A 12,718-nucleotide genomic window follows, 5' to 3' on the forward strand; every position below is an offset into this window, starting at 1 on the left:
GAAGTGTAAAAGGATTAGCGTTGAGAAACCAGTAAGAACCTCGGCTTGCTGCATAAAAAAGCGCGGGACAAAGCCCGCGCTGTATCAGGGATAACTGACTTAGAAGTAGGGAATGGCAGTCCGCCAGGAAGTCCAATCTTCCTCAGGTGCTTTGTGAAGCAGGAAGTGTTGGTCAGAACGGGCAGGCTTCGCCAGTTTATCTCCCGGCGGTGTAGCGAACGCGATGCCACCTTTGAGGATACTTTCCAACGTTCCACTGCGAATATTTGCGCCTGTGATACCGATAGAAACATCGACACCGGACTGATTCCAGAACACGGTATTGTTACGTACCAGGTGTTTGTAATCATCACTGATCTTTATTTCCATTAAGACGCGGTCTGCAAAGCGGCCTAATCGTACCGCCGTCACTGCGCCAACTTCAAAGTCTCGGAACAGAATAGGGGTGCCGACACTCACTGAACCGCGGTTTTCGCTTTCCAGCACCAGCGATAAGCCACCGGAATATTCCGCTGATTTATGAAGCGGGAAGTTGTCGCGTTTGTCGCCTTTGCCCGGTACAACAGAGATGTATGAGCCGAACAAAGAGTCCAGATTTTCTGTTTTGGTCAAACTTAGTGAAGGCTGTGCCACCCAGAAATAGCTGGTGGCTCGCGCCAGTTTCCGGAAAACTCGGGATAAATCATCGCTTTGATGGTGACGCCTTCTGTTTGGAATGCCGGCGCCAAAGAGGTGACTTCACCCACGTCAACGCCCTGGAACTTGATTTTGCTGCCTTTCGCAAGACCGCTTGCATCATCGGCAGAGAAGGTCAATTTGAGGCCGTGGTTTTGCGCATCCGTCAGGCTGTCATAGAGCTTCCAGTCTTTCCCGTTGCGGTTTTCGATGCCGTTGATATCTCCAAAAGAAATACCGCCGGAGACAATAGACTTCAATGAACCAGTGTCGATCTTCACGCCACTTAAACCCGCTTCGATATCGACGCCGGAGTGATTCCAGAAAACGGTATTGCTGGTGACCAAATGGCGATAACGGTTTTCAATCTGAATCGTCACTTCCACTCGAGATTGAGTGAGCTCAAATCGCTCAATTTTACCGACAGTGAAGTTCTTATACATGACAGGACTGCCTTCAGACACTGAAGGGAGTTTGTCTGCAATCAGAGTGAAACGTTGAAAGCCTTTGGTTGCTTTCTGAGCGTTACGAGCCTGAATGTCTGATTTAAACAGTGGGTATTCTGCAAGAGGTGTATTTTCGCCAGCGCTGATAAAGCTGATCGCCGGTTCCACCATTTGAGCGACAGTTGGAACGCTAAACTCAATGCCTTCAGCGTTAATTTGCCCGGTGGCACCGCCAAGAATAAAGAATTTGGAGCCGCTTTTTACCAGATGTTTGTAGTCGGGATACACGACCAGCTCCAGTTTAACTTCTTGATCACTGAGTTTTGTACCTTTTACAAAACCCACCTGAACACCACGATATAGCACCTTAGTACCCGCTTTTAACCCCCAACTGGTCTCCGCTGTGACAGTGACGAGTAGAGAGCGGGGATCTGCTTCGATTAAGTCGGATTGTGTTTTGGCAGCGAACACTTTGGCGTCATCACCTTGTCCAGGTTTGATAGACAGTGTGTTTCCAGTGATGAGATTCGATAGGCGCTTAACGCCAGCGAGACTGATTTCCGGTTTCTCAATGAGAAATTCGCTTCCTTCTTTCAGTAGCCAAGCCATGGATGGGTTGATGTTGGCAGTGGCCTCGGTACCACTAAAATCTTCGTTGAAGTGAATGCCGCTCAAGCGACCAACTTCCAGCCCCTGAAAAAGGATAGGGGCTTCAGGATTTGTAATGCCGTGGTTTTCAGGAAGATTAATCGTAATCATGATACCGCGGTCAGTATCGTTGAGAGAGCGATACAACGAATACATGGCCAAAGGTTCCGCTGGTTTGCTTTCTGGCGGCGAATCAAAAGCAATGCCTCCGGCGATCACCGAAGCAAGGTTTTCAATGCTGACTTCGACACCGCCAATACCAATATCGGCTTCAACACCGCTGACATTCCAGAACTTTGATGTCTTTGTCACCAATTTGGCATATTCATTCTTGATGTTGAGTGACAGTGTCACACCTTGTTTGTCCGAAGTTAGACGGTAATCAATGACTTCACCCACACGGATTTTTTTGTAGTAAACGCCGGAACCTACGCTGATAGAGCCAAGGTCTGGTGCTTGCAGTTGAATCAGCAGGCCATCATCGCCAAATGCATTGACCGGTGGTTCATCGGCGGCAACGAAGGTATTCCGTTCGTCACCTGTGCCTGGTTGAACCGCTATGTAGTTACCCGTAACCAGAGCATCTAAACCGCTGATGCCAGTGATTGATGCACGGGGGCGTACCACCCAGAATACGGTATTCTGGCGAAGGATCTTTTTGGCTTCCGGGTAAATTTCAGCCTGTGCGGAGATGCTTTTTAGATCATCAGAAAGGGTGACTTTCCGGATAATGCCAACCTCAAGCCCCTGATAGCGAATGGTGGTTCTTCCTGCCTCGATACCTTGCGCATCGGTAAAGAAGATTTCAATCCGTTCACCGGCTTCATTGACTGATTTATAAAGCAGCCAGCCAGCGAGAACAAAAGCTAAGAGGGTGAAAATCCACAGTGGCGAGATACTTTTGTCTTTCTTAATCACAGGGTCTTTGACTTGCGAGTCTTCAACGTTGCTCATACTTGTCCCAAATAAGTCGAGAATCCAGACTTTCTGCGGCAATCATAGTGAGTACCACAACGAGCCCAAAGGCTATAGCACCAGGTCCTGGTGTGAAATCGAGAAGGTTTCCTCGGTCAATCAGGGAAACCATGATGGCAATGACACAAAGATCCATCATTGACCATTTACCTATCCATTTAACAAACCGATACAGCTTCATTCGAAGTTTCCTGCCTGATTCCACTTTGAAGTGAATACAAAGCAGGATGTACGCCAGACAAATAATTTTTGCCACGGGGACAATAATACTGGCAGTGAAGATAATGATGGCAATGCCATACATCCCCTGCTTAATGAGGGAGGCGACACCCGAGAATATTGTGTCTTCCAGTCTTTTGCCGTTGGTCAGCAAAATAGAAATGGGGTAGAAGTTGGCTGGGAAGATAAAGACAACAGCAGCAAGTAGAGAAGCCCAGGTTTTCTGCATGCTTTGGAATACCCGGTGTTCGGTCTTGGTGCCACAGCGGATGCAGTGCTGATGATCAGAATGTTGTGTCAATCCACAGAGCTTGCAGGCGGTCAGCGTATTTTCTTCACCCTTGATCTCAGTAGATTCTTCGCGCGCTTCATTTGATTGACCAAATGCATCCCAGTAGCGTTTTGGGGATACCCGTGAGAGAAGAACTGCCGTGAGGATTTGGAGCAGGACGAAACTTAATAATCCAGCATCCGGGCTCACTTCTGCAAAATCCAGCACTTTAAAGCAACCCACCGCCAAGCTAACCAGGAACACATCAACCATTACCCAGTGGCGGATGTATTTTAGTATTTTTGTGCTGTACCTCAGCGCAGTGGCATTTCGAATGAATAGAGAAAAGTGCGATGCCAATATGGTCAACAAATATAAAAGTGGGGCAATCGCTACGCAGAAGATGACCAAAGTGCCAACAAAAGGAAATGTATCCAGAAGAACGACACTGCCGCTGGTTACTGTGGTTGAGAATGGCACACCGAAGAGGTTAATGGTGACCAAAGGATAGAGTTGGGCAGGGATGAACAACACCAGTGCTGCGATGGCAATGGCCAGCTCACCGGATAAACTGATGGACGATTTTTTAATCACCCGGCTATCGCAGTGTGGACAGCGGGCGCTGAAGCCTCTTGTCACAGGCATTTCATGCAGTAGCAGATCGCATGACGCACATCTCAGCACATGCATAGCGTATCTTCCCCTTAAATAGAGTCACTGGTGTAAATATACCCAATCCTTGGGAGCTACCTGTATTACCACTCGTGCAGAGATGACCATTCCTGGCAGGCAAGCGTCACTATTGGTACCAAAACAACACATTTTCACGCGTGCCTGATACTCAATACAATGTGCATCTTAATCAAACTGTTATGCCCAAACAACCTGAATTAATCAGGCGTCAAAGCTTCAAAGTGGTTTCTAAGCTGGATTATTAGTGACAGTAATAGATGATAAAACTGTCATACGTTAATGCGACGATTGAATCCCCAGCAGATTCAACATATCGTAGGCCATCGCATGTTAAGGAAGTAGTCTACATATGGAAAATAAAGCGGATTTTTACTCGCTTCTCACTCGCCAGGCTGTCGCTCTAATAGAAGACGAGCCGAATCTGATCGCTAATTTGTCAAACATCAGCGCGCTCTTGTTTCAGGAATTAGACGACATTAATTGGGCGGGCTTCTATCTTGATGATGGTAAAGAGCTGGTGCTAGGACCGTTTCAGGGCAAGCCTGCTTGTGTGAGAATTCCCTACGGTCGTGGTGTTTGTGGGACAGCTTATGCAAACGATGCAGTTGAACGGGTAGAGGATGTCCACCAATTCGAAGGTCACATAGCTTGTGATGCAGCCAGCAATTCTGAGATCGTATTGCCTCTGTATCAAGGCAGCAAATTGATTGGCGTGTTGGACATAGATTCGCCAAAAAAGCAAGATTTGGTCAAGAGGATGAAACCGGACTCACTTTATTGGTCAATGAATTGCAAAAACACCTCTAAATTTAAGCTTCTCTGTGGTTTTTCAATCACAGGTCTCTATAATACGCAGCACTTAATTTGTTAACTCGTACACACTCTCTATTGCCCTTGCTAGAGCAAAGAGACAGGAAGAAAAATGGAAAACACTGAAAAACTGGCCAACAGCAAACAAGTCATTGCCTATATCGCTGAACGTTTCCCGCAATGCTTTACTCTTGAAGGTGAAGCTCGTCCTCTGAAAATCGGCATTTTCCAAGACTTGGCAGAGCGTCTTGCTGATGACCCGAAAGTAAGTAAAACTCAGCTCCGCGCTGCACTGCGCCAATATACCTCTTCCTGGCGTTACCTATACGGCGTGAAGGCTGGTGCGATTCGCGTTGATTTGGACGGTAACGACTGTGGCGAGCTCGAGCAAGAGCATATCGACCACGCACAGACCGCACTGGCAGAAAGCAAAGCGCGTGCTGCTGAGCGTCGTAAAGAGCAAGCTGCGAAAAATGGCGACAAAAAATCTGACGCAAAAGCGAAAAGAGCGCCAAAATCAAATAAATCAACAGCTAACCCATCAAAACCTCGACCAGCTAAGTCAAAAAATACTAAGCTAGATAAGAAGCCTGCAGAACCGCGTCGCGAACTCAAGGCTGAAGACATTGTCGTAGGTAAAGACGTCAACGTTAATATGGGCAACGGCAACATGCCTGCCACCATCGTAGAACTCAACAAGGACGAGGTTCGCGTTCGTTTAAGTAATGGCCTGACCATGCTAGTAAAAGCGGAGCACCTCAGTTCGTAAAGGAGATCCCTCGACGCATGATCTGTCGAATCCGCTTTTCCGCGATTGCTGCCAGCGTACTGCTGGCGGCATCCGCCCAAGCCCTAGAGGCTAATTACGATGCTGCTGACCTTCCTACTTTGGTATCTGAACCTCAGCATGAAACTGCAAGCAAACGCATCACTCGCCGCTTTGAAAAGTCGCACTACAAGCAATTCCAGCTTGATGACGAATTCTCTGCCAACGTCTTTGACCGCTACCTTGAAACCCTTGATTTCAATCGCTTATTCCTAACTCAGGAAGAAGTCGATGCGCTGTCAAAATGGCGACTGACTCTGGACGAACAACTCCGTTCTGGCGACACATCAGCAGCCTACGATATTTTTAATGCTTCTCTACGTAGCCGCTTCCAACGCTATCAATATGCACTTGCTCTGCTTGATGAGGAAATTACCTTTGATGCAGATGAAGAGATGGTCATTGATCGCAGCGAAGAGCCTTGGGCAAAGAATGAAGCCGAGCTCAACGAGCTTTGGCGTCAGCGTGTAAAAAACGATGCGCTTAACTTGAAACTGGCGGGTAAAACTTGGCCAGAAATTCAGGAAACGTTATCTAAACGCTACAACAATGCACTTAAGCGATTGACGCAAACCAAAAGTGAAGATGTATTCCAGATCTATCTGAATGCCTTTGCCCGCGAAGTGGATCCTCATACCAGCTATCTTTCTCCTCGTAACGCAGAACAATTCCAGTCAGAGATGAACCTGTCCCTTGAAGGGATTGGCGCTGTGCTGCAGGTAGAAGATGATTTCACGGTGATTCGTTCCTTAGTCGCAGGTGGCCCTGCATCTAAATCGAAAAAACTGTCTCCAGGCGATCGCATCATCGGTGTTGGTCAGGATAAAGAGAAAGTTATCGACGTGATTGGCTGGCGATTGGATGATGTTGTTCAGCTCATCAAGGGGCCAAAGGGAAGTAAAGTCTTACTACAAATCCTGCCTGATGGTTCGAATGCGAAGAGTTACACTGTCACTTTGGTGCGCGACAAAATCCGTCTTGAAGACCGAGCGGTCAAATCTGAGGTGATCGAACAGGACAACAAGAAAGTGGGTGTGATTTCTGTACCTAGCTTCTACGTTGGACTGGCGGAAGACACTAAGAAAGAAATCGCCAAACTGAAAGCAGATAAAGTCACCGGTCTTGTTATCGACCTTCGAAACAACGGTGGTGGTGCGTTGAGCGAAGCCTCTGCTTTGACGGGGCTGTTCATTGAAAACGGTCCGGTTGTGCAGGTGCGTGATAGCTACGGCCGAGTGAAAGTGAACAGCGACAGTGATAACACCATTTATTACGATGGCCCGCTCACTGTGCTTATCAACCGTTACTCAGCATCAGCGTCAGAAATCTTCGCGGCTGCGCTTCAAGACTACGGACGTGCGGTGATCCTCGGCGAGCAATCTTTTGGTAAAGGAACAGTTCAACAACACCGTTCACTTAACCACATTTACGATTTGTTTGATAAGCCGTTGGGTCATGTTCAATACACGATCCAAAAGTTCTACCGAATAGATGGTGGAAGCACTCAACACCTAGGCGTTGTACCTGATATTCCATTCCCTACAGCCGTTGACCCGTCAGAGACTGGTGAGAGTGTGGAAGATAATGCTTTGCCTTGGGATAGCATCAATCCAGCGGCATACCAATCAACTGACACCATCAGCCGAATGGTTGGTGCCTTGGATAAGGCGCATAAGCAACGTATCAAGCAAGATGCCGAATTTGGCTTTATCTTGAGTGATATTGCTGAATACAAGGCGGACAAAGACAATAACGTTATCTCTCTGAATGAAAAGGCGCGTATTGCCGAGCAGGAAGAAGCTGATAAAAAACGTCTTGTTCGATTGAACGATCGCCAAAAGATGCTTGGTGAGAAACCGTTCAAGACACTGGATGATGTGCCAAACGATTATGAAGAACCTGATGCCTACCTCGACGAGGCAGCAGCTATCACGGTCGATCTCGCGAAGAAGCTGAATAGCTAACCGAGAGAAAATCCAAACGCAAAAACAAAAGCGGGCATTTAGTGCCCGCTTTTTTGCCTCTGGGTTTCAAATTCATATGAATGCGTGAAAGGCAGAGAAGAAGGCGGTAGCGATGACTATGTAGACCAACAGGCCTAGGTATATACGAAAATATCAATAAGTTATGTTCTGTATTGCGTTAATTTTCCCCACTCAAAAAGTGATATGCGTCTAAAGTTATTAAGACAGCCATCCTAATAGGGGGAATCTTATGAAGAAGTGGTTATGCCTGTTTAGCGTGTTCTTCTGCCTGTCTGTGCCTGCAAAGGCATCAGATTTGACCCAATTCGATTTCCCATTGCTCCTCGGTGATTGGTATTGGTTTAGCCCTGATCAGCAAGAAGCTGAAGGCGAAGACAATCAATACAAAGCCATTAACATCTCCTTTAACTCTGACTATCGGTTCAACGTAAAACTATTAAAACGTGATGGTACAGTCGAAGAGGCTAACGGCTACTACGATTTGGATGAATCCACACTGGTTTTGAATGACGATCAGGGTGAAGCCCAACATCATGAATACAAACTTAACCATAACCAGTTAATGCTGCGCGGTGCAAGATTTACCAAAATTTTGCCAAACAATCTTTCTGGTGCTTGGTACAGCGACGTCATCCAAGGGCATGATGTTGATGAGGGCGTGTCGGAGCTGGCTCTGATGCTTCGTCCTGATTTTCTTTTCTCTGTCAGAGTTTCAGGTACTGAAGGGCAGTCTATTACACATCGTGGTGTGTACATTTTGGAAGATGATCGTCTAGTACTGATCTATCGTGGCGGTCAACAAGACTCGCAGTTTGAACTGGATGCAGACACGCTCACGCTCACCAATAATCAATTTGGTATGGAAGCAGTATTGAAACGACAGCAAACACCTTAATAAAACAATGCTGCAAAAAGAACAAAGGGCGCTGATGCGCCCTTTGTTCTTTTTGTTTAGATATTGAACGCTTTTCTTAGTGCATCCAAATATGAGTCGTCCCGGCAGATAGATTTTCCGGGCTCATCAGAAATCTTCGCCACTGGCTTACCATTACAAGTCACGAGTTTGATCACGATGTTGAGCGTTTCCACATTCGGTAAATGGCAGGTTAGTTGAGTGCCAATACCGAAAGAGGTGTTGATGCGTCCTGTGAAGTGAGCGTGAATAGCCAAGGCTTTTTCCAGTGTCAGTCCATCAGAGAAAATCAGTGTTTTTTCCAAAGGATTGATACCAAGACTTTCATAGTGACGAATGGCTTTTTCGCCCCACTCAATAGGATCGCCGCTATCATGGCGCAAACCTGCAAACTTCTGGCTGAGGTGCTGGTTAAAGTCATTCAGAAAAGCATCCATGTTAATGCAATCGGTGAGGGCAATGCCTAAACGATCTGGATACTCTTGTAACCAGCGATTTAATGCCAGTTGTTGGGAATCCGCAAGATCACCCGTCAGCTGTTGGTGTGCTTGAAACCACTCATGTGCCTGAGTACCGACCGCCGGAATACCGTACTTTTTAGCCAGAAACAGATTTGAAGTTCCTGAGAAGTGCGGGCAGTGGAGGGTGAGATGATCAACAATCGCGTGATGAACTTCCTTTGAAAAACGGCGACGCGTGCCGAAATCGACAAAATGGAAATCGTCACTGATTTTTTCTAAAGCAACAAGTTTTTCCTTCAATAGTTCAACGGCATCAATAGGTGTTGAACTTGAATATCTTGCGTGACACCGTAACTCGCAAATAATCGCAAGTAAAGGTACTTCCCATAGGATGACGTCCAGCCAGGAACCATCAATACGAATCGCAAGTTGGTCGTCTAAAATAGTAACGGTGACTTGGTTGGCTTTTAATGAAAACGAGCTAAGGAAATCAAGATAGTCAGCTTGGTAATGCCCAAGACTGGCGAGATAAGTGATTTCATCTTCAGCAAATTTTAAATCTGCCAAAGCGTGGATTTCAAACTCTAAACGTTCTTTAAGCGCAACAAGGCTTTCATCGCTTCGGCAATGAAACTCAGCAGAAACCACCACATCTTGATAGTGGTGGAAAATCGCTTGCTGCATATTCAGTTTGTAGGCATCCGTGTCTAGTAATGACGAAATGATTGGCGTAAGCATGCCTGATAAATAACCTCTGGGTCGGGTTTTGTCTGAACGTTTACTGACCTCAAGATTTACATCGATGTAAATCGAGTCCAAAGGAGGAAATTTAACGTCAAATGTAGCTATTTAGTCAACCTGAATAGGGGATTTCGACCGTTATTGTGCATGAAATCGTCGGTTTGGGTATAGATGTATTCAAATGGGAAGCCCTTACTGAGATTGAGGTATTTCCTCACTAACAGAGAATGCCATCAATCTTTTTAATGTTTAGAGTAGGATCTCCTTCTATAAATTGAGTAAATGAGAGCGAGTTTGATTCGTTTTTAACCGATGAGTGTGTGGTAAAGCGGTTATGAAGCGAGTATCTTAGACGATTGTCCCATTTCTATAACAGGCGACACGGCTCGTCTGTCTACGTTATGCAATAAAAGGAATCTGACATGACGCAACAACCTCAGGCCAAATATCGCAAAGACTATAAAGCTCCTGAATATACGATCACCCATATCGATCTGGATTTTGACTTACACGAATCTTCTACCCGTGTGATTGCGAAGAGCAAAGTGGTGCAGCAGGTTGCTGGCTCAGATTCTATGATGTTGGATGGTGAAGGACTGTCGCTCAAGCGTGTTGAAGTGAACGGAGAATCCTGGAGCCAATATCAGGAAAGCAAAGAAGGATTATTGCTTTCCAATCTGCCGGCAGAATTTGATTTGCTGATCGAAACTGAAATTGATCCTGCCGCAAACACATCACTGGAAGGGCTTTACCTTTCTGACGGTGCTTACTGCACACAGTGTGAAGCAGAAGGTTTCCGCCGTATTACTTACTATCTGGATCGTCCGGATGTTCTGGCGAAATTCACCACTAAAATTACTGCGGATAAATCAGCATTCCCATTCCTATTGAGCAACGGTAACAAAGTTGGCTCAGGCGAAGCAGAAGGTGGCCGCCACTGGGTGCAATGGGAAGACCCATATGCGAAACCAAGTTACCTGTTTGCTTTGGTCGGCGGTGATTTCGATTTGCTGGAAGATACCTTTACGACTCGTAGCGGTCGTAATGTGGCGCTTGAAATTTTTGTCGACAAAGGCAATTTAGACCGCGCTACCCACGCGATGACCTCTTTGAAAAACTCCATGAAGTGGGATGAAGATCGTTTCGACCTTGAATACGACCTTGATATCTACATGATCGTCGCTGTCGATTTCTTCAATATGGGTGCGATGGAAAACAAAGGTCTTAACGTCTTTAACTCTAAATACGTACTGGCAAATTCTGATACCGCAACTGACACAGACTACCTAGGCATTGAAGCCGTTATCGGTCACGAGTATTTCCACAATTGGACGGGTAACCGTGTGACCTGTCGCGATTGGTTCCAGTTGAGCCTAAAAGAAGGGCTGACTGTTTTCCGTGATCAGGAATTTTCTTCCGACCTGGGTTCTCGAGCAGTAAACCGCATCAGCAATGTCCGTGTGATGCGTGGCCCTCAGTTTGCTGAAGACTGCAGCCCAATGGCACATCCGATCCGTCCTGACAAAGTGATCGAAATGAATAACTTCTACACCCTGACCGTTTACGAAAAGGGAAGCGAAGTGATTCGTATGATGCATACATTGCTTGGTGAAGCGAAATTCCAAAAGGGCATCAAGCTTTACTTCGAGCGCCATGATGGAACAGCAGCGACTTGCGAAGATTTCGTGAAAGCCATGGAAGATGCTTCCGGTGTTGACCTCGGCCAATTCCGTTTGTGGTACAGCCAATCTGGCACGCCGACACTTGATGTGACCGATGAATACGATGAAACGACTCAGACATTATCGCTCACTGTAAAACAACATACTCCAGCCACCGCAGATCAAAAAGAGAAACAGCCGCTGCTGATCCCATTTGATATTGAGCTGTATGATGCGAACGGTGATGTTATTGAGTTACAGTGTAACGGTGAAAAAGTACATCATGTACTGAGTGTTACTGAAGCAGAGCAAACCTTCGTGTTTGATAGCATCACTGAGAAACCAGTGATTTCAATGCTGCGTGAATTCTCTGCACCAGTAAAACTTAACTACGAGTATTCAGACGAAGAACTGGCATTCCTGATGGTACACGCCCGTAACGAATTTGCGCGTTGGGATGCAGGCCAGATGTTGTTGGCGAAACACATCAAAGCAAATGTTGCACGAGTCCAGCGAGGCGAGGGTGTGGAACTACCGAGCGAAGTGGTTGATGCGTTCCGTGGTGTCTTGCTGAACAAAGACTTGGATGCGGCGTTGATTGCAGAAGTACTCACGCTGCCGAGTGAAAATGAAATTGGCGGTTGGTTCGATGTTGTTGACGTTGATGCCATCAATAAAGTACGAGGTGAAATCAAGCATCGTCTCGCGATAGACCTGGCTGATGAGTTCAGTGCGATTTATCACACATTGAAGCAAGACCAATACACCATTGACCATGCAGCAATCGGAAAGCGTTCATTGCGTAATGTTTGCTTAAGCTATCTGGCTTCTAACGAGCAGGGCCAGGCTTTGGTGACGGCGCATTATGAAGAATCCAATAACATGACCGACACTGCAGCAGCTTTGGCGGCAGCCAACCATGCTGAACTGTCAAACCGCGATGCCCTGATGCAGTCCTTCAGTGATAAGTGGCAACATGATGGCTTGGTTATGGACAAGTGGTTTGTACTGCAAGGTTGTAATCCTGCGGCGAACGCACTCGAAAATCTCAAGGCGCAAATGAGCCACCCAGCATTTAGCTTGAAGAACCCGAACCGTACGCGCTCACTGGTCGGATCTTTCTGCAATGCTAACCCTGTGCATTTCCATGCGAAAGATGGCTCGGGTTATGCGTTTTTAACGGAAATATTGCTTAAACTGAACGAATCGAACCCACAAGTTGCATCGCGTTTAATAGATCCATTGCTCAAATTTAAGCGTTTCGATAAAGAACGCCAGAATTTAATGCGCGCACAACTCGAGCGTTTGGCTGAGCTAGATAATCTCGCGAAAGATCTTTACGAGAAAATCAACAAAGCGCTGGAAGCTTAAACCGTACGCTTGCTAATTAATAT

The 12,718-nt window shown here is 46.5% G+C and carries 8 protein-coding genes and 1 pseudogene; 5 read left to right on the forward strand and 4 right to left on the reverse strand.

Features of this window, described 5'->3' with window-relative positions:
- Nucleotides 1-99: 99 nt before the first annotated feature.
- Genes G5S52_RS23745 through G5S52_RS03145 form a run of 3 tightly spaced genes read right to left on the reverse strand, consistent with a single transcriptional unit; the run spans nucleotide 100 to nucleotide 3,924 of the window.
- Nucleotides 100-633 (reverse strand): MlaD family protein, encoded by a 534-nt coding sequence (locus G5S52_RS23745; protein WP_368737445.1) that lies wholly within the window; start codon nucleotides 631-633, stop codon nucleotides 100-102.
- The gene (locus G5S52_RS03140; RefSeq protein ID WP_235956075.1) at nucleotides 615-2,723 is read right to left on the reverse strand and encodes an MlaD family protein; all 2,109 of its coding nucleotides are present in this window, start codon (nucleotides 2,721-2,723) and stop codon (nucleotides 615-617) included. Before G5S52_RS03140 ends, G5S52_RS23745 begins: the two co-directional genes overlap by 19 nt.
- On the reverse strand, nucleotides 2,710-3,924 hold the full coding sequence (locus G5S52_RS03145) for a paraquat-inducible protein A (protein ID WP_165011760.1): 1,215 nt from the start codon (nucleotides 3,922-3,924) through the stop codon (nucleotides 2,710-2,712). The genes G5S52_RS03140 and G5S52_RS03145 overlap by 14 nt, the downstream gene beginning before the upstream one ends.
- A gap of 352 nt (nucleotides 3,925-4,276) precedes the next feature.
- On the opposite strand from G5S52_RS03145, the pseudogene G5S52_RS03150 reads away from it, so the two are divergent.
- The 4 genes and pseudogenes from G5S52_RS03150 to G5S52_RS03165 all read left to right on the forward strand — a co-directional run bounded on the left by G5S52_RS03150 (nucleotide 4,277) and on the right by G5S52_RS03165 (nucleotide 8,443).
- Nucleotides 4,277-4,734: pseudogene (locus G5S52_RS03150) on the forward strand (GAF domain-containing protein).
- A gap of 115 nt (nucleotides 4,735-4,849) precedes the next feature.
- Nucleotides 4,850-5,506 (forward strand): RNA chaperone ProQ, encoded by a 657-nt coding sequence (gene proQ / locus G5S52_RS03155; RefSeq protein WP_165011761.1) that lies wholly within the window; start codon nucleotides 4,850-4,852, stop codon nucleotides 5,504-5,506.
- 17 nt (nucleotides 5,507-5,523) lie between these two features.
- Nucleotides 5,524-7,527 carry a carboxy terminal-processing peptidase gene (gene prc / locus G5S52_RS03160; protein ID WP_165011762.1) on the forward strand — a complete coding sequence of 668 codons (2,004 nt, stop codon included), beginning with the start codon at nucleotides 5,524-5,526 and terminating at the stop codon, nucleotides 7,525-7,527.
- Nucleotides 7,528-7,777: 250 nt separating this feature from the next.
- Nucleotides 7,778-8,443: a lipocalin family protein gene (locus G5S52_RS03165; RefSeq protein WP_165011763.1), complete on the forward strand. Its 666-nt coding sequence runs from the start codon at nucleotides 7,778-7,780 to the stop codon at nucleotides 8,441-8,443.
- A 56-nt stretch (nucleotides 8,444-8,499) separates the two neighbouring features.
- On the opposite strand, the gene pncB is transcribed toward G5S52_RS03165, so the two are convergent.
- Entirely contained in the window at nucleotides 8,500-9,660 is a 1,161-nt protein-coding gene (pncB, locus tag G5S52_RS03170) for a nicotinate phosphoribosyltransferase (protein ID WP_165011764.1), read from the reverse strand.
- A gap of 425 nt (nucleotides 9,661-10,085) precedes the next feature.
- On the opposite strand from pncB, the gene pepN reads away from it, so the two are divergent.
- Nucleotides 10,086-12,695: an aminopeptidase N gene (gene pepN / locus G5S52_RS03175; protein ID WP_165011765.1), complete on the forward strand. Its 2,610-nt coding sequence runs from the start codon at nucleotides 10,086-10,088 to the stop codon at nucleotides 12,693-12,695.
- The last annotated feature ends 23 nt before the right edge of the window (nucleotides 12,696-12,718 follow it).

The sequence above is a fragment of the Grimontia sedimenti genome, assembly GCF_011045095.1.
Lineage (GTDB): Bacteria > Pseudomonadota > Gammaproteobacteria > Enterobacterales > Vibrionaceae > Enterovibrio > Enterovibrio sedimenti.

Excerpts from the sequence above, each read along its gene's own strand:
- proQ (WP_165011761.1), top strand. The coding sequence starts at position 4,850 with ATGGAAAACACTGAAAAACTGGCCAACAGCAAACAAGTCATTGCCTAT.
- G5S52_RS03165 (WP_165011763.1), top strand. The coding sequence starts at position 7,778 with ATGAAGAAGTGGTTATGCCTGTTTAGCGTGTTCTTCTGCCTGTCTGTG.
- G5S52_RS03140 (WP_235956075.1), bottom strand. The coding sequence starts at position 2,723 with ATGAGCAACGTTGAAGACTCGCAAGTCAAAGACCCTGTGATTAAGAAA.
- pncB (WP_165011764.1), bottom strand. The coding sequence starts at position 9,660 with ATGCTTACGCCAATCATTTCGTCATTACTAGACACGGATGCCTACAAA.
- pepN (WP_165011765.1), top strand. The coding sequence starts at position 10,086 with ATGACGCAACAACCTCAGGCCAAATATCGCAAAGACTATAAAGCTCCT.
- prc (WP_165011762.1), top strand. The coding sequence starts at position 5,524 with ATGATCTGTCGAATCCGCTTTTCCGCGATTGCTGCCAGCGTACTGCTG.
- G5S52_RS03145 (WP_165011760.1), bottom strand. The coding sequence starts at position 3,924 with ATGCATGTGCTGAGATGTGCGTCATGCGATCTGCTACTGCATGAAATG.